This window comes from Actinosynnema sp. NPDC053489, assembly GCF_044544865.1.
GTDB lineage: Bacteria > Actinomycetota > Actinomycetes > Mycobacteriales > Pseudonocardiaceae > Actinosynnema.
Window position 1 is genome coordinate 542,940 of record NZ_JBITXT010000002.1, and the last position, 15,913, is coordinate 558,852.

At 72.7% G+C, this 15,913-nt stretch carries 20 protein-coding genes and 1 tRNA gene; 11 read left to right on the top strand and 10 right to left on the bottom strand.

The annotated features are described in order from the left end of the window. Window positions 1-41 precede the first annotated feature (41 nt). Window positions 42-1,529: a flavin-containing monooxygenase gene (locus ACIGNX_RS05580; protein ID WP_396536635.1), complete on the bottom strand. Its 1,488-nt coding sequence runs from the start codon at window positions 1,527-1,529 to the stop codon at window positions 42-44. A 77-nt stretch (window positions 1,530-1,606) separates the two neighbouring features. On the opposite strand from ACIGNX_RS05580, the gene ACIGNX_RS05585 reads away from it, so the two are divergent. Further along, window positions 1,607-2,215, top strand: a complete 609-nt coding sequence (locus ACIGNX_RS05585) for a TetR/AcrR family transcriptional regulator (RefSeq protein WP_396536637.1) — start codon at window positions 1,607-1,609, stop codon at window positions 2,213-2,215. A 9-nt stretch (window positions 2,216-2,224) separates the two neighbouring features. Here ACIGNX_RS05585 and ACIGNX_RS05590 read toward each other — a convergent pair whose 3' ends face one another. Next, complete coding sequence (locus tag ACIGNX_RS05590; protein ID WP_396536639.1) at window positions 2,225-2,794, bottom strand: LPXTG cell wall anchor domain-containing protein; 570 nt, start codon at window positions 2,792-2,794, stop codon at window positions 2,225-2,227. Window positions 2,795-2,958: 164 nt separating this feature from the next. On the opposite strand from ACIGNX_RS05590, the gene ACIGNX_RS05595 reads away from it, so the two are divergent. Both ACIGNX_RS05595 and ACIGNX_RS05600 read left to right on the top strand, forming a co-directional pair. After that, window positions 2,959-3,219, top strand: coding sequence for a hypothetical protein (locus tag ACIGNX_RS05595; protein WP_396536641.1), 261 nt, complete (start codon window positions 2,959-2,961; stop codon window positions 3,217-3,219). Window positions 3,220-3,314: 95 nt separating this feature from the next. Beyond that, window positions 3,315-3,929 (top strand): TetR/AcrR family transcriptional regulator, encoded by a 615-nt coding sequence (locus ACIGNX_RS05600; RefSeq protein ID WP_396536643.1) that lies wholly within the window; start codon window positions 3,315-3,317, stop codon window positions 3,927-3,929. Between the two features lie 7 nt (window positions 3,930-3,936). Here ACIGNX_RS05600 and ACIGNX_RS05605 read toward each other — a convergent pair whose 3' ends face one another. Continuing rightward, window positions 3,937-4,158 carry a DUF3618 domain-containing protein gene (locus ACIGNX_RS05605; protein ID WP_396536645.1) on the bottom strand — a complete coding sequence of 74 codons (222 nt, stop codon included), beginning with the start codon at window positions 4,156-4,158 and terminating at the stop codon, window positions 3,937-3,939. A gap of 177 nt (window positions 4,159-4,335) precedes the next feature. Here ACIGNX_RS05605 and ACIGNX_RS05610 point away from each other — a divergent pair. Continuing rightward, a tRNA-Leu gene (locus ACIGNX_RS05610) sits at window positions 4,336-4,409 on the top strand. 41 nt (window positions 4,410-4,450) lie between these two features. Here the strand turns inward: ACIGNX_RS05610 and ACIGNX_RS05615 are convergent. Further along, window positions 4,451-5,401: a CobW family GTP-binding protein gene (locus tag ACIGNX_RS05615; protein WP_396536647.1), complete on the bottom strand. Its 951-nt coding sequence runs from the start codon at window positions 5,399-5,401 to the stop codon at window positions 4,451-4,453. 223 nt (window positions 5,402-5,624) lie between these two features. Then, window positions 5,625-6,206 (bottom strand): TetR/AcrR family transcriptional regulator, encoded by a 582-nt coding sequence (locus ACIGNX_RS05620; RefSeq protein ID WP_396536649.1) that lies wholly within the window; start codon window positions 6,204-6,206, stop codon window positions 5,625-5,627. Window positions 6,207-6,229: 23 nt separating this feature from the next. Here ACIGNX_RS05620 and ACIGNX_RS05625 point away from each other — a divergent pair, with 23 nt between their 5' ends. Then, window positions 6,230-6,664 carry an SRPBCC family protein gene (locus tag ACIGNX_RS05625; protein ID WP_396536651.1) on the top strand — a complete coding sequence of 145 codons (435 nt, stop codon included), beginning with the start codon at window positions 6,230-6,232 and terminating at the stop codon, window positions 6,662-6,664. A gap of 68 nt (window positions 6,665-6,732) precedes the next feature. Further along, window positions 6,733-7,368, top strand: coding sequence for a DedA family protein (locus ACIGNX_RS05630; RefSeq protein WP_396536653.1), 636 nt, complete (start codon window positions 6,733-6,735; stop codon window positions 7,366-7,368). Here ACIGNX_RS05630 and ACIGNX_RS05635 read toward each other — a convergent pair. Together ACIGNX_RS05635 and ACIGNX_RS05640 are read right to left on the bottom strand one after the other, a co-directional pair. Beyond that, window positions 7,353-7,991, bottom strand: a complete 639-nt coding sequence (locus ACIGNX_RS05635) for a response regulator (RefSeq protein ID WP_396536655.1) — start codon at window positions 7,989-7,991, stop codon at window positions 7,353-7,355. The two genes, ACIGNX_RS05630 and ACIGNX_RS05635, sit on opposite strands and share 16 nt — an antisense overlap. Next, window positions 7,982-9,055, bottom strand: coding sequence for a histidine kinase (locus ACIGNX_RS05640; protein WP_396536657.1), 1,074 nt, complete (start codon window positions 9,053-9,055; stop codon window positions 7,982-7,984). The genes ACIGNX_RS05635 and ACIGNX_RS05640 overlap by 10 nt, the downstream gene beginning before the upstream one ends. Before the next feature lie 68 nt (window positions 9,056-9,123). Here ACIGNX_RS05640 and ACIGNX_RS05645 point away from each other — a divergent pair, with 68 nt between their 5' ends. Then, complete coding sequence (locus ACIGNX_RS05645; protein ID WP_396536659.1) at window positions 9,124-10,455, top strand: styrene monooxygenase/indole monooxygenase family protein; 1,332 nt, start codon at window positions 9,124-9,126, stop codon at window positions 10,453-10,455. On the opposite strand, the gene ACIGNX_RS05650 is transcribed toward ACIGNX_RS05645, so the two are convergent. Then, on the bottom strand, window positions 10,421-11,515 hold the full coding sequence (locus tag ACIGNX_RS05650) for an FAD-dependent oxidoreductase (protein WP_396536661.1): 1,095 nt from the start codon (window positions 11,513-11,515) through the stop codon (window positions 10,421-10,423). The two genes, ACIGNX_RS05645 and ACIGNX_RS05650, sit on opposite strands and share 35 nt — an antisense overlap. Window positions 11,516-11,555: 40 nt before the next feature. On the opposite strand from ACIGNX_RS05650, the gene ACIGNX_RS05655 reads away from it, so the two are divergent. The 3 genes from ACIGNX_RS05655 to bcp all read left to right on the top strand — a co-directional run bounded on the left by ACIGNX_RS05655 (window position 11,556) and on the right by bcp (window position 13,909). Then, a complete protein-coding gene (locus tag ACIGNX_RS05655; RefSeq protein ID WP_396536663.1) occupies window positions 11,556-12,599 on the top strand; it encodes an LLM class flavin-dependent oxidoreductase in 1,044 nt (347 codons plus the stop codon). A 287-nt stretch (window positions 12,600-12,886) separates the two neighbouring features. Beyond that, window positions 12,887-13,417: a hypothetical protein gene (locus tag ACIGNX_RS05660; protein WP_396536665.1), complete on the top strand. Its 531-nt coding sequence runs from the start codon at window positions 12,887-12,889 to the stop codon at window positions 13,415-13,417. 18 nt (window positions 13,418-13,435) lie between these two features. Next, the gene (bcp, locus tag ACIGNX_RS05665; protein WP_396536667.1) at window positions 13,436-13,909 is read left to right on the top strand and encodes a thioredoxin-dependent thiol peroxidase; all 474 of its coding nucleotides are present in this window, start codon (window positions 13,436-13,438) and stop codon (window positions 13,907-13,909) included. A 49-nt stretch (window positions 13,910-13,958) separates the two neighbouring features. On the opposite strand, the gene rdgB is transcribed toward bcp, so the two are convergent. Together rdgB and rph are read right to left on the bottom strand one after the other, a co-directional pair. After that, on the bottom strand, window positions 13,959-14,567 hold the full coding sequence (rdgB, locus tag ACIGNX_RS05670) for an RdgB/HAM1 family non-canonical purine NTP pyrophosphatase (protein ID WP_396536669.1): 609 nt from the start codon (window positions 14,565-14,567) through the stop codon (window positions 13,959-13,961). Then, window positions 14,564-15,328, bottom strand: coding sequence for a ribonuclease PH (gene rph / locus ACIGNX_RS05675; RefSeq protein WP_396536671.1), 765 nt, complete (start codon window positions 15,326-15,328; stop codon window positions 14,564-14,566). The genes rdgB and rph overlap by 4 nt, the downstream gene beginning before the upstream one ends. 54 nt (window positions 15,329-15,382) lie before the next feature. Here rph and ACIGNX_RS05680 point away from each other — a divergent pair, with 54 nt between their 5' ends. Then, a complete protein-coding gene (locus ACIGNX_RS05680; RefSeq protein WP_396536673.1) occupies window positions 15,383-15,901 on the top strand; it encodes a DUF2231 domain-containing protein in 519 nt (172 codons plus the stop codon). Window positions 15,902-15,913: the final 12 nt, after the last annotated feature.

A 15,913-nucleotide genomic window follows, 5' to 3' on the forward strand; every position in this document is an offset into this window, starting at 1 on the left:
CGTGTGTCGAACGCCCGGGTACCCCGGGTTCGTCGTTCCGGTCAGGCCGGGACGCGCGTGCGGCGGGCCCTGGTCAGCGTGTAGTCCTCCGCGCGCACGGTCTTGGTGCGCATCCAGTAGCGCCACGTGAAGCCCGGCCAGACCGTGCGGTTGACGCCCCGCGCGTCGAGGTACCAGCTCTTGCACCCGCCCTCGGTCCACACACCCCGGGACAGCTTGCGCTGCAACCGCCGGTTGAACCGCGCCTGCACGTCCGGCCGCACGTCCAGCTCGTCGGCCTGGTGCCGGTCGAGCAGCTCCAGGCACTGGCGCACGTACCGGATCTGCGACTCGATCATGAACACCACCGAGTTGTGCCCCAGGCCGGTGTTCGGGCCGAGCAGGAAGAACAGGTTCGGGAACCCCGAGACGGTGATGCCGTAGTAGGTCTCGATCCCCTGCTCGCGCCACAGCTTGGCCAGCTCGACACCGCCCTTGCCGGTGATGTCCAGGTAGTCGAACGAGTCGACGACGTGGAACCCCGTGCCGTAGATGATCACGTCGACCTCGTGCTCGACGCCCGCGCGGTCCACGATGGAGTTCGGCCGCACCTCGGCGATCCCGTCCGTCACCAGGTCGACGTTCGGCCTGGTCAGCGTCGGGTAGTAGTCGTTGCTGATCAGCACCCGCTTGCAGCCCATCGTGTAGTCGGGCGTCAGCTTCGCCCGCAGCGCCTCGTCCGGCACCTGGGCGCGCAGGTGCCGCTTGGCGATGTTCTGGGCGAACTCCATGATCTTCGGGTTCACGGCGAAGCCCAGCGCGGTCGACTCGCGCGTCCAGTACACGAAGTCCCGGTACAGCCGCTGGGTGAACGGCAGCGCCCGGAACAGCCGCTGCTCCCACGTGCGGATGGACCGGTCCATCTTCGGCATGACCCACGGCGGCGTGCGCTGGAACAGGGTCAGCGACCCCACCGCGTCGGCGATGCGCGGCACGAACTGGATCGCGCTCGCGCCCGTGCCGACCACGGCGACCCTCTTGCCGCGCAGGTCGTAGTCGTGGTCCCACCGCGCGGAGTGGAACGCCTTGCCCTCGAACCGCTCGATGCCGGGCAGGGCGGGGATGTTCGGGATGTGCAGCGCGCCGACGCCCGCGACCACCGACCGGGCCGTGTAGGTGTCACCGTTCTCGACGGTGACGTGCCAGACCTTCTCGTCCTCGTCCCACCGCGCGCCGCCGACCTTGCTGCCGAACCGGATGTGCTCGCGCAGCCGGTACTTGTCGGCGACCCGCCGGAGGTAGTCCCGGATCTCCGGCTGGCGGGCGAACATGCGCGACCACCGCGGGTTCAGCTCGAAGGAGTACGAGTACATGTGGGACGGGACGTCGCACGCGCAACCGGGGTAGGAGTTGTCCCGCCAGGTCCCGCCGAGGTCGTCGGCCTTCTCCAGCACGACGAAGTCGCGTTCGCCGGCGCGCTTCAGCTCGATCGCCATGCCGAGGCCGGCGAAACCCGTGCCGATGACCAGGACCTTCACCTCGCGGTGCATGCCCGTCTCCTCCACGTCGCCCTACATACTGCCCAGTAGGTTACTCGAAGTAAGTTACCTCCGGTAGTCTCGACTTCGTGAGCACGACCGAGCCGCGCCGCCGCCGGATGCCCAAGGCGCAGCGCAAGGCGCAGATGCTCGACATCGCCGAGGGCGTCTTCGCCGAGCGCGGCTACCTGGCCGCGTCGATGGACGAGATCGCGGAGCGGGTCGGGGTGTCCAAGCCGATGCTGTACGAGTACTTCGGCTCCAAGGAGGGCCTGCTCATCGGCTGCATCCACCGGGCGCGCACCGAGCTGCTGGAGCGCACGCAGCGGGCGATCGCGGGCGCGGACGGCCCGGAGGAGGTGCTGCGGCGCGGGCTGCTGGCGTTCTTCGAGTTCATCGGCGAGCACAAGCAGTCGTGGGCGTTGCTGCGCCAGGAGGCGGCGATCACCGTGCCGTCCGCCGTCGAGGAGGTCGAGGGCATCCGCCGGCAGCAGACCGACCTCATCGCGGCCGTCATCGGCAGCTTCGACTCCGACGTGGACGCGGTGGAGGCCGAGGCGTTCGCCGAGATCGTCGTCGGCTCGACCGAACGGCTGGCGCTGTGGTGCGAGCGCAGGCCCGAGGTGGGGCCCGCGCTCGCGACCGCCTACGTGATGGACGTCGTCTGGCGCGGGGTGGCGAGCCGCCTCACGACGTGAGCCGCCCGGTCAAGCGCGGCGACGACGGCCGAACAGCAGCAGCACCGCGCCGGCGAGCAGCGCGACCAGGCCGCCCACGCCCGTCCACAGCGGCGCGGCGCCCGTGCTCGCCAACCCGCGGTCCGCGGCCACCGACGCCACCCGCGCCGGCGGGGGCGCGGCGGTGTGCCGTTCGGCGGCGACCGCTCCGGACGTCGTCCCCGTCGTGACGGTGGTGCCCGGGGTCGCGGACGTGGTGGACGCGGTGGTGGTGCCCAGCACGCCCGTCGTGGTGGTCGTGGTGGTGGGCGAGGTGGCGGACGTGCCCGACACGTCGGCCGTGGTGGTCGTCGCGCCGGTGGTCCCGCCGGTCGTGGACGTCGCCGTCGGCACCGTGTTGGACGTGCCGAGCTGCGTCGTCGTCGTGGGGTGCGTCGTCGTGGTGTGGCACGGCGGTTCGCCGCGGAACCCGCACACGTCACCCCGGACCTGGTCGACCCACCCGTCCGGCGGCTGCCACGGCGGATCGGCCAACGCCACGCCCGGTACCACGACCAATCCCAGCCCCAGACACGCCACGACCACTGCTCGACGGCTCATCAAGACCTCTCAGACCACGGTGGTTACTCCAAATGGCCCATCGATCATAGATGGCCGGGCGTTACCGCTCGGGCACCCTCCGTACAGGGATATCCAGTACACGATGGTGTGGCACGCGGTGACGTCGCGGCCCCGGGACGCCGCCGGGTCGATAAAAGGTAGCCGTGTCAACAATCCCCATCACCGCGAATTACCGGCGAGACGGCGACGACTGGGCGGTCACCGTGCGCGCCGTCGGCAAGGAACTCGACGCGACCGCCCCCGGCTTGATCGCGGCCAGGCTGGCGGCCGACCAACTGGTGGAGGAGATCGCGCTCGGGCGCAGCGCGCGCGCCGTCGTGCACTTGCTGGACGGCGACGCGCTCGCCTTCTCGGTGGCGTACCTGCACACCCGTGCGGGCCTCGCGCCACCACCGGCGGGGTGAACCCCGAAGCCGCACGGCGCCCGGCCCGATGATCGACCGTCGATTCCGGGCGCCACCGGCCTAGGATGTCCGGCCTAAGACGACAGGAGCGCGAAATGGCCACACCGGTGTACAGCGGGGCGACTCGGACCCCGCAACGGGGCAGACCCAGAGACGCCAGCCGGGACGACGCGTTGCGACAGGCCGCGCTGGAGGTGATGGCCGAAGTCGGGTACCGCGCGCTGACGATGGACGCCGTCGCGGCGCGCGCCCGTGCGGGCAAGGCGACCATCTACCGGCGGTGGGAGTCCAAGCTCGACCTCGTGATCGACACGTGCACGCAGCTGGCGCAGCAGAACCTGGCCGAGCCGGACACCGGCTCGCTGGTCGACGACCTGAGGGAGTTCCTGAGCGCGTTCGCCGCGTTCCTGTCCGGCCCGATCGGCAAGGCCGCGCAGGCGCTCGTCGGCGAGCTGCCGCACGAACCCGAGCTGGCCGCGGCGTTCCGCGGCACGTTCCTGACCGCGCAGCGCGACGTCCTGCGCGGCATCCTGGACCGCGCCGGCGAGCGCGGCGAACTGCGCCCGGACGCGCCGCGCGGCATGGCGGTCGAGCTGGCGGGCGCGGCCCTGATCTACCGGTTGATGCTCACCGGTGACCCGCTGGACCTGCCGTTCGTGGACCGCGTCGTGGAGCAGGTGCTGGTGCCCCTCGTCGCCAAGGGGCAGTAGCCGACCTTCAGCGGAACAGCTTGCGCAGCAAGGCGAACCCGATGAGCACCGCCACCGCGATGAGCGAGTACCGGACCTTGGGTTCGTCGAGCTTCGCGCGCACGCTCTCCTTGCCTGACTCGACGAAGCGCTGGGGATTCGCCCTCGTCCCCAGTTCGTCGAGGGTCACGGCCAGCGCGTTGCGAGCCTGCTCGATCTCGCGCTGGATGGTGTCGGGATCGCGGGCCACATCTCCTCCTAGCTGCTGCTCCTAGGCCACAACCGTAGTTGAGGCGCGGGTGCGGCGTTGAGCTGACCGGTCGGGAGGCGTGGTGGTAACAGCGTTTCCACTCGACTGGAGGAGCGTGCGGCGGCCGTCCGGTCCCCCGCGCCCCGGCGGGGTCACGGTCGCTAAGCTTGCCGCGGCGGGCTCGTAGCCCAATTGGCAGAGGCACACGGTTTAGGTCCGTGCCAGTGAGAGTTCGAGTCTCTCCGAGCCCACGTCACGGCGGCCCTCGGCGTTCCCGTGCGCCGGGGGCCGTTCAGGCGGTGTAGCGCAGGACCTCCAGCATCGACTGCGGGTCGACCGCGTTCGGGTCGGGCTCCTCGCACGCGGCCAGCCCCGCGCGGATCGCGTCGGCGTCCAGGTCGGTGCCGATGAGCACCAGCTCGGTGCGGCGCGGTCCCGGCCAGGCCGAGCGCTCGAACCGCAGGAACCCGCCGACGGTGTGCAGCCCGAACCGCTGCCGGTGGCCCGGCACGTCGAACCGCACGAAGCCCTTGATCCGGTAGAGGCCCTTGGGGCGTGCGCCGAGGAACGCCATCAGCCGCACCGGGTCCACCGCGCCGCCGACGAACTCCACGCTGTCGTAGCGCACGTGGTCGTGCTCCTCGTCCAGCAGGTCCTCGAAGGACAGTTGGCCGGTCCGCTCGCGCGGCTTCGGGTCGAACAGCAGGGCCGGGTCCACCCGGCCGAACGACGAGCGGACGATCGGCACGCCGGGTTCGAGCCGGTCGATCTCCGCGGCGAGCGCGCCCGCGTCCGGCACCCGGTCCACCTTGTTGAGCACCACGAGGTCGGCCGCGCGCAGGTGCCTGGCCAGGTCGTCGGGGAACTCGGCGGCGTCGACCAGCAGCACCGTGCCGCCGTAGGTGAGGCGGGGGTTCTCGCTCGCCAGCACCATGCGCGCCATGGCCTGGGGTTCGGCCAGGCCGCTCGCCTCGATCACGATGACGTCGACCAGCGCGTCGAGCTTGGCGAGCATCGCGTCGAGCTCGGTGACGTCCACGGCGCAGCACAGGCAGCCGTTGCCGAGCGAGACGGTGGAGTCGACCTGGCCGGCGACGCTCATGGCGTCGACGTCGATGGCGCCGAAGTCGTTGACGACGACCCCGATCCGCGTGCCGCGGCTGCCGCTGAGCAGGTGGTTGAGCAACGTCGTCTTGCCGGCCCCGAGGAACCCCGCGACCACGACCACCGGGATCGACTTCACGCCGCCGAACTCTAACCGCTCCGTGAGTCCCACGTTCACGCCCCGTGTGTCGTACCTCCAGGTCTCGTGAGTCCTACGTCCAGGTCTCGAGAGTCCTACGTTCGCGTACCCCGAGTTCAACGCTCGGACGTACCACCCGGTATGCCGAGTGTTGAACTCACGGGCTCTGAACGTAGGACTCTCGGGCGCTGGACGTAGGACTCACGAGACCTGGAGGGACGACTCACGAGGTCTGAGGGGACGACTCACGGGTGGGGGTGGTCATCAGGGTGATGAAGTGGTCCATGGCGGCGGTGACGGCGGGCAGGTCGTCGGTGGCGACCAGGTCCAGCAGGAGGCCGCGCGCCACGGCGAGGCCCAGGCGGGCGCGGGCCTCGGCGACGTCGGGCGGGTGGCCCTGGGCCCGCTGCAGGGCGGCCACCGGTTCCAGCCAGTCGGTCACGATGCCGTCCAGCAGGTGCGTCGTGCCGGGACGGCCCTGCGCGGCCTGCGCGTACAGCTCGAAGAACAGCCGCTCGTGCGCCCGCAGCGACGGGTCGGTGAGCGTCCGCCAGAACGCGCGGGCCGCCTCCGCCGGGTCGTCGGCCGGCAGGGACGCCAGCACCTCCCGCTGCCGCGCCTCCACCGCCCGCACGACCTCCACCAGCAGGCCCTCCATCGACCCGAAGTGGTAGAGCAGCATGCGGTGGCTCGTGCCCACGGCCTCCGCCAGCCGGCGCAGCGTCACGTCACCCAGGCCGTGCTCGGCCAGGTGCTCCACCACGGCCGCGAGCAGTCGCCGCCGGGCCACCCCTTGTCCAGCCATGTACCAGATGGTACATGTACCGCATGGTACAGAGAGTCGACGTGCGGGTGCGCAGCGACGCACCACCCGAACGGGTCTACGCGCTGGCCGCGGACAGCTCCACGTGGCCCGAGTGGTCCCCCGTCGTGCGGTACGAGCGGGAACGGGCCGGTGACGCGCGTGGGGTCGGCGAGGTGCGGGTATTCCACAACAAAGGCCGCAAGGCGCTGACGAGGGAGGAGGTCGTCGAACTGACGCCGAACCGGCGGGTGGGCTACGTCCTGCTGTCGGGCCTCGCCATTCGCGACTACCGGGCGTTCATCGACTTCGAGCCGGACGGCGGCGGCACGGCGATCCGCTGGCACTCCACGTTCAAGCCGAAGACCCCCGGGACCGGGTGGCTCTACCGCCTGGTGCTCCAGGCCGTGATCTCGCGGTACGCCAGGGCACTGGCCGCGCGCGCTGCGTCGGGGAACTGAGGTTTTCCGCACCCCGGTGTGCGGACGGCTTCATGGTGGCGGCTGCGGCGCGTTCGTAACTTGGGATCATGGACGTCGTCTCGTGGGTAACCGACCTGATGGAAACGCTCGGCGCGCCGGGCGCCGGGATCGCGATCGCGCTGGAGAACCTCTTCCCACCCCTGCCGAGCGAGCTGTTCCTACCGATGGCGGGCTTCACCGCGAGCCAGGGGAAGATGAACCTGGTCGCCGCGATCCTGTGGACCACCGCCGGGTCGGTCACCGGGGCGCTCGCCCTGTACTACCTGGGCGCGCTGCTGGGCCGTGACCGGATCAGGGCCATCGCCCGGCGGATGCCGCTGATGAAGCTGTCCGACGTGGACAAGACCGAGGAGTGGTTCGCCCGGCACGGCAGGGCGACGGTGTTCTTCGGCCGGATGGTGCCGATCTTCCGCAGCCTCATCTCGATCCCGGCGGGCGTGGAGCGGATGCCGCTGCCCGGCTTCCTGCTGCTGACCGCGGCGGGCAGCCTGATCTGGAACTCCGCGCTCATCCTCGCCGGGTACGCCCTGGGCGAGAACTACCACCTGGTCGAGCGGTACCTGGGCGTCGTCACGAAGGTCGTGATCGGCCTGGTCGCCCTGGCGGTCGTGTGGTTCGTCGTGTCACGCCTGCGCCAGCGGCGGCGGGAGGGCGACGAGGACCGCGCTCAGACCCGCAAGTAGCGCAGCACGGCCAGCACCCGGCGGCTGTAGCCGTCCACGGCGGACAGCCCCAGCTTGTCGAAGATCGAGTTGATGTGCTTCTCCACCGCGCTGCGCGAGACGTGCAGCCGGGCCGCGATGGCGTTGTTGGTGTGCCCCTCGGCCATGTGCGCCAGCACCTGGCGCTCCCGCTCGGTGAGCACGTCCAGCGGGTGGCTCGTGCGGGCCAGCAGCCGCCGCACCACCTCCGGGTCGAACGCCACGTCGCCCGCGCCGACCCGGCGCAGCGCGTCGAGGAACTCCTCCACCTGGACCACCCGGTCCTTGAGCAGGTAGCCCACGCCGTCGGCGTGCTCGGTGAGCAGGTCGACGGCGTAGCGCTGCTCGACGTACTGCGACAGCACCAGCACGCCGACGCCCGGGAACCGCCTGCGGATCTCCAGCGCGGCCTTCAACCCCTCGTCGGAGTTCGTCGGCGGCATCCGCACGTCGGTCACCACGACGTCCGGCCGGTGCGCCGCGACCGCGCCGAGCAGCGCGTCCGCGTCGCCCACGGCGGCGAGCACGTCGTGGCCCTCCTCGACCAGCAGCCGCACGAGGCCCTCGCGCAGCAGCGTCGAGTCCTCGGCCAGGATCACCCGCACGGCACGTCCGCCGTGATCACCGTCGGCCCGCCGGCGGGGCTGGTCACGTCGAACGTGCCGTCCAGCGCGAGCACCCGCCGCGACAGGCCGGACAGCCCGCCGCCGGCCGGGTCCGCTCCCCCGACGCCGTCGTCCGCGACCCGCACGCGCACCGCTCCCGCCTCGCCGGTGATGTCCACGGCGATCATGGTCGCACCCGAGTGCTTGGCCGCGTTGGTCACCGCCTCGCACACCACGAAGTACACGGCGGTCTCCACCTGCGGCGGCGCGGCGGGCGGGGCGCACCGGATGCGCACCGGGATCGCGGACCGGTCCGCCACCGCCTCCAGCGCCTCGGCCAGGCCCAACGAGTCCAGCGCCGCCGGGTACACGCGCCAGGCCACCTCGCGCAGGTCCTCCAGCACGTGCCGGGACTCCTCGTGCGCCTGGGCCAGCAGCGCGTCGGCGTGGTCGGGGTGGCGGCGGGCCCGGCCCAGCAGCACGCCGAGCGCGACCAGCCGTTGCTGCACGCCGTCGTGCAGGTCGCGCTCGATGCGCCGCCGTTCGGCGTCCACCGCCGCGACGATGCCCGCCCGGCTCGCGGCCAGCTCGTCGATGCGCAGGCGCAGCAGCTCCGCCTCGCTCGGCCCCAGCCACCGGCGGGCGACCCGGCCCTCCAGCGCGACGACGCCGGCGATGCCCTGGACCTCGATGTAGAGCAGGACCACGCCGATCAGGCCGGTCCACAGGAAGGGCGACCAGCCGTCGGACGGGTCGAGGCCGCTGCGCGGGCCGCCGGCGAACAGCCGGTAGCCGACGACCCCGGCCATCGCCAGCCCGTAGAACAGCCAGGCCAGCACGAACCCGCCCAGCAGGCCGACCGGCGCGCGCACGGCGAGGTAGCGCACCGCCTGCGCGGGCGTGGGCTCGGCGCTGTCGACGCCGAGGAACGCGCGCAGCCGCCGCCGCTCCAAACGGGTGACGGCGACGGCGGTGTGCCGGGCGAACACCACTACCAGCAGATCCGGCAGCGCCGAGGCGAAACCGAGCGACAGCCCGACGACGACGCGCAACCCCCTGTGCACCTGCCCGAGGCTAGTCGACCCGATCGTGCTATTGGCGATCGCGCACGCCTCTGCCGAGGATCTCTGACGTGGGCACAATCGCGGTCATCGGCGCAGGTCAGGCGGGTCTCGTGTTGACGGCGGCGCTGTTGCGCGCCGGATGGCGGGTCACGCTCTACTCCGACCGGACGGCCGAGGACCACCTCGCCGACCGCGGCCGGCCGACCGCCTGCCTGTTCGGCGACCAGGTCGAGTACGAGGCCGAGCTGGGGCTGGACTTCTGGCCCGAGGCGTCCCGGATGCGCCGCATCCACCTCGACCTGTTCACGGACGACCACGCGCTCGCGTTCTCCGTCGACGCGCCGCTGCGCAAGCCCGCGCTCGCGGTGGACCAGCGGTTGAAGTTCTCGGCCGGGCTGCGGGAGGTGCGGCGGCGCGGCGCGGAGGTGGTGATCGGCACGGTCGACGTGGCGGGGCTGGACCGGCTGGCCGCGACGCACGACTTGGTCGTCGTCACGGCCGGGCGCAAGTCCCTGACCGGCCTGTTCGAGCGCGACCCGGCGCGCTCGGTGCACTCGGAGCCGCAGCGCAGCCTGTTCATGGTCAACATCCACGGGTACGACGTGGCCGCGCGGCCGGAGCACCGGGAGGGCGTGTTCTCGTTCCTACCCGGCACGCTGGAGGTGTTCTGGGTCCCGTTCCACGACAAGGACGTCGGCGAGTCGCGCAGCGTCGTGGTGGAGGCCGCGCCGGGCGGCCGGGCCGACGTGTTCCAGGACGTGACCTCGGCCGACGAGGGGCTGGACGTGCTCAAGTCCGTGGTGGACGAGCTGTTCCCGCACGAGTCGGCGTTCCTGCGGCCCGCGCGCCCCACCAGCCCGGTGACGTGGATCAAGGGCCGGATCGTGCCCGAGGTGCGGCGGCCGGTGGCCGTGCTGCCGTCCGGGCGGCACGTGCTCGGGCTCGGCGACGCCGTCGTGGTCAACGACCCGCTGGCGGGCCAGGGCGCGAACAACGCCACCCGGATGGCCCGGTTCTTCGCCGAGGAGCTGGCCGCGCACCGCGGGCCGTTCAGCGCGCCCTGGCTGACCGAGCGGTTCGACGAGTGGTGGGAGCACGGCTGCTACACCAGCGACTTCTCCAACGGGCTGCTGGCGCCGCTGACCGAGGAGCAGAAGACGGTCATGCTCGCCGCCTCGCGCCGCGAGGACATCGGCGAGCAGCTGTGGGAGGGGTTCAACGACCCGGCGTCGCTGTTCCCGTGGTTCTTCGACGGCGAGGCCACCCGCGAGTTCCTGGCCCGGCGCAACGTGGGGCGGCTCGACGTGCTGCGGTACAAGCTGGGCGTCGGCGCGAACGTGCTCGCGCAGAAGGCGTCGCGGCTGTTCAGGCGGCCCGTCGAGGGGACAGCGACGCCTTGATCTCCCTGGCCGCCGCGCGGCCCGCCCGCGTCGCTCCCACCGTGCTCGCCGACGGCCCGTAGCCCACCAGGTGCACGCGCGGGTCGGCCACGACCCTCGTCCCGTCGAGCCGGATGCCGCCGCCGGGCTCGCGCAGGCGCAGCGGGGCGAGGTGGTCCAGGGCGGCGCGGAACCCCGTGGCCCAGAGGATGGCGTCGGCCTCCCGGCGGGTGCCGTCGGCCCACACCACGGCGTCCTCGGTGATCCGCTCGAACACCGGCCTGCGGGCCAGCACGCCGGTGCGCAGGCCCTCGCGGACGGCCGGGGTGAGGCTCAGCCCGGTCACGCCGACCACGCTGCGCGGCGGCAGGCCCTCGCGGACGCGCTCCTCGACCTTCGCCACCGCCGCGCGGCCCGCCTCGGGCGTGAACGGCTCGTCGGAGAACACCGGCTCGCGGCGCGTCACCCAGGTGACGCCGGCGGCGTGCGGTGCGATCTCCAGCAGTTGCTGCACGGCGGACGTGCCGCCGCCGACCACGACGACGTGCCGCCCGGCGAACTCCTCGGGCCCTCGGTACCGCGAGGAGTGCAGTTGGCGGCCGCGGAACCGCTCCTGGCCGGGGTAGCGCGGCCAGAACGGCCTCGTCCACGTGCCGGTGGCGTTGACCAGGGCGGGCGCCTCCCACACGCCGCGGTCGGTCTCGACGCGCAGCAGGCCGCCCCGGTCGCGGACGGCGCGCACGCGCACGGGCCGGCGCACGTCGAGGCCGTTGCGGCGCTCGAACTCGGCGAAGTAGGCGGGCAGCACCTCGTTCGCGGGCGCGTCCGGGTCGGGTTCGGCGAACGGCATGCCCGGCAGGTCGTGGATGCCGTGCACGGTCGCCATCCGCAGGGTCGGCCAGCGGTGCCGCCACGCGCCGCCCGGTCCCGCGTCGGCGTCCAGCACCACGTGCTCCAGGCCCGCCCGCCCAAGGAAGTAGGCGGCCGACAGCCCCGCTTGACCGGCACCGATGACCACGACGTCCACGTCCGGGGCAACGCGGGCGACCGGTCGGGTGCTTCCCGGTGTCAGGACGGTCACAGCAGGAAGGCATTCGGGTGCCGCCGCGTTGGTCGAAGGCATGAGCCGACTCCGCGACGTGCCGCTGTCCGTCCTCGACCTCGCCACGGTCACCACGGCCACGGACGCGCGAACGGCGCTCCGGCACACCCGTGAGCTGGCCCAGCACGTCGAACGGCTGGGCTTCACCCGGTTCTGGCTGGCCGAGCACCACAACATGCCCGGGGTGGCCAGCTCCTCCCCCGCGATCCTCATCGGCCACGTCGCCGACGCCACCACCACGCTGCGGGTCGGCTCGGGCGGCGTGATGCTGCCCAACCACCCGCCGCTGGTGGTCGCCGAGCAGTTCGGCACGCTGTCCGCCCTGCACCCCGGCCGCATCGACCTGGGTATCGGCCGCGCGCCGGGCACGGACGAGCGCACCGCGCGGGCGTTGCGCCGCACGACCGGCCCGCTGTCGGTCGACGACTTCCCGCAGCAGCTCAGCGAGCTGACCGGCTACTTCGACGGCACCGAGCAGCTCACCGCGATGCCCGCCCAGGGCAACAAGCCGGACGTGTTCCTGCTCGGGTCCAGCGGGTACAGCGCGCAGGTCGCCGGCGTGCTCGGGCTGCCGTTCGCGTTCGCGCACCACTTCAGCTCGCAGAACACGCTGCCCGCGCTGGCCCTGTACCGGCAGCGGTTCCGGCCCTCCGAGCGGCTGGCGGAGCCGTACGCGCTGGTCTGCGCCTCGGTCATCGTCGCCGACACCGACGAGCGGGCGCGGTGGATCGCCGGTCCCGGCGCGCTGTCGTTCGTCCGGCTGCGCAGCGGTCGGCCCGCCCCGCTGGCCACCAACCAGGAGGCGGCCGACTACCCGTACTCCGAGGTGGAGCGGCTGGTCTTCGAGGACCGGATCGCCACGCAGGTGATCGGCTCGCCGAAGACCGTCGAGGCCGAGCTGGAGCGGCTGCTGGAGGACACCCGGGCCGACGAGCTGATGGTGACGACGATGGTCGCCGAGCACGCGGACCGGCTGCGGTCTTACGACCTGCTGGCCGAGATCGCCGGTCGTTCGACCCCTTCGGATTCATCCGAACGGGTGAAGACGGAGGTGGAGGTGTAGCGGTTGCGCCACGGGCCGCGATGATCGGGGTGGAGCGCGCACGCCCCCCGACGCGCTCCCCAAGCCCCGGGCGTTCCGCACGCCCGATGCCCGGCCGCCGCCGACCCGCGTGGGCGCCCGCCCGATGTGGCGCCGCCCACGCGGGCAGCCGTGCGTCATCACGGTCCGGCCACGGGCAGGCACCAGGTGCGAATCAAGGTCCCGGTTCGCCCCCCGGGCGCTCCCCGGCACCGTCATGGTGGTGGCAGACGCAGCCAAGCCCACCGCCGGGGCGGGAAGGGGAGTTCGTGAAGTTCGCCAGACTGGCCGTCGGCGCGTGCCTCGGCCTGGCAATGGCGGGATGTGCGGACCCCTCCGACATTCCCACGCCCTCGCAGCCCTCCGCGGTGGCCGAGCAGCGCGGTGACGCGCCGTCCGCAGCGGCGTTCACCGCCTTCGGCGCGCAGCGGGTGTGGGCCAACGGCATGGCGATCACCGTGTCGGCGCCGGCGTCGCTCAAGCCGAGCGACACGTCGTTCCCGCGGTCGCCGCGAGCCGCCGTGTTCACCCTGACCGTCGTCAACGGCACCCAGGCCGCCTACCGCACCAGCCAGCTGTCCGTGCGCGCGTCCGTGGACGGCACGCCGGTGGCCGAGGTGCGCGACTCGGTGCAGGGGCTCAACGGCGTCGGGCCCGCGGGCAACGACGTGGCGCCCGGCGCGGAGACCGTGCTGACGATGGCGTTCGCCGTGCCCGCCGAGCCCGTGCGGCTGCGGCTGGTGGTCGAGCCCAACGGCGCCAACCAGGGGCCGAGCGCGACGTTCGAGGGCGTGGCCTGACCTTGTAGCGTCTGCGCCATGACCGAGCAGAAGCGCCTGTCCCCCGGCGAGCAGGCCCCGGCGTTCACGCTGCCCGACAGCGAGGGCAAGCCCGTCTCGCTCTCCGACTACCTCGGCCGTTCCGTGGTCGTCTACTTCTACCCGGCCGCGGGCACGCCGGGCTGCACCAAGCAGGCGTGCGACTTCCGGGACAACCTCGGCGAGCTGGCCTCGTCGGGCTACGACGTCGTCGGCATCTCGCCCGACAAGCCGGAGAAGCTCGCCCGGTTCGCCGCCGAGGAGGGGCTGACCTTCCCGCTGCTGTCCGACGTGGACCGCGCGGTGCTGGCCGAGTGGGGCGCGTTCGGGGAGAAGCAGAACTACGGCCGGACCGTCCAGGGCGTGATCCGCTCGACGTTCCTGGTCGGCCCGGACGGCAAGGTCGTGAAGGCCATGTACAACGTCCGCGCGACCGGCCACGTGGCCAAGCTGCTGCGCGAACTGCCCGCCTGACCCGCGAGGGCGGGGACCGGGCCCGTGCGCGCCCGGTCCCGGCCCGGGGCTACGCGCGCCGGGACGGCTCGCGCAGGTGCGGCAGCAGCAGGCGCAGGGCGCGGCCGCGGTGGGAGAGGGCGTCCTTCTCGTCCGGCGTCAGCTCGGCCGAGGTCACGTCGTGGCCGTCCGGGCGGAAGATCGGGTCGTAGCCGAAGCCGTTCGCGCCGCGCGGCTCGCGGGTGATCGTGCCGCGCCACTCGCCGCGCACGACGGTTTCGGTGCCCGGGCCGGCCACGAAGGCGGCCGTGCAGACGAAGGCCGCGCCCCGGCGCTCGTCGGGGACGTCGCGCAGCTGGCCCAGCACCAGGTCCAGGTTGGCCTGGTCGTCGCCGTGCCGGCCGGACCAGCGGGCGGACAGGACGCCCGGCATCCCGTTCAGGGCGTCGATCGCGATGCCGGAGTCGTCCGCGACCGACGGCAGGCCCGTCGCGTTGAACGCGTCACGGGCCTTGGCCAGGGCGTTGCCCTCGAACGTCGGGTCGGTCTCCGGCGCCTCCGGGAACTCCGGCACGTCGTCCAGGCCCAGCACCTCGATCCCCTCGACGCCCTCGGCCAGCAGGATGCGGCGCAGCTCGGCCAGCTTCTTCTTGTTCCGCGACGCGAGCAGGAGCTTCACTTCTTCCTCGCCTTCGGCTCGGGCAGCACACCGGGGTACGGCAGGGCCAGCGCCTCCGCCTGGATGCGGTTGAGCCGCGCGCAGCCCTCCAGGGCCAGGTCGAGCATCTTGTCCAGCGTCGACCGGGCGAACGTGGCGCCCTCGCCGGTGCCCTGCACCTCGATCAACGTACCCGCGTCCGTGGCCACGACGTTCATGTCGACCTCGGCGCGCGAGTCCTCCTCGTACGGCAGGTCCAGCCGCACGCGGCCGTCCACGACGCCCACCGACACGGCCGACACGGCGCACGACAGCGGCTGCGGGTCGGCCAGCCGGTTCGCCGCGCCCAGGTAGGTCACGGCGTCGGCCAGGGCGACGTACGCGCCGGTGATGGCGGCGGTCCGGGTGCCACCGTCGGCCTGGATCACGTCGCAGTCGATGACGATCGTGTTCTCGCCCAGCGCGGCCAGGTCGATGCACGCGCGCAGCGAACGGCCGATCAGGCGGCTGATCTCGTGCGTGCGGCCCCCGATCCGGCCCTTCACCGATTCGCGGTCGCTGCGGGTGTGCGTGGCCGACGGCAGCATCGCGTACTCGGCGGTCACCCAGCCGAGGCCCGAGCCGGACCTCCACCGCGGCACGCCCTCGGTCACGCTGGCCGCGCACAGCACCCGCGTGTTGCCGAACTCGATCAGCACCGACCCGGCGGGCCACTGCTGGAAGCCGCGGGTGATCCGGATGTCGCGCAGTACGTCGTCGTTCCTGCCATCGCTCCTCAGCACCGCACTACCCTATGTCGCTGAACCCGGGAGCACCCCACCGGCGTAGGGAGAGACATGGCACTCGCAGACGACCTGGTGACGATCTTCGGTCTCCCCGCGCACCCGTTGCTGGTCCACGCGGTGGTGGTGCTGCTCCCGATGGCCGCGGTGGGCGCGGCCGCGCTGGCCGCGGTGCCGCGCTGGCGTCAGCGCTACGCCTGGCCGCTGCTGGGCCTGACGCTGCTGGGGGTCGGCTCCGTGCCGCTGGCGCAGTGGGCGGGCGAGCAGCTGTACGCGAAGATGGAGTCGCTGGGCAACCCGCTGATCCAGCGGCACGCCGACCTGGGCAACGACCTGCTGCCGTTCGCGCTGGGCTTCGGCGTCGTCGTGGTCGCCCTGGTCGTCGCCGGCCGCCTGGCCGACCGCGAGCGCGCCGCCGCCGCGGACGACCCGGCCGTGCCGCGGACGTGGCGCCGCATCTCCGCGGTGGTCGCCGTCCTGGTCGTGGCCGCCGGCGCCGCCGCGATCGTGCAGACGGTCCGCGTCGGCCACAGCGGTTCCACCGCCGTCTACGACTTCGTCACCACGATCTGAGGCGCCGGGGCC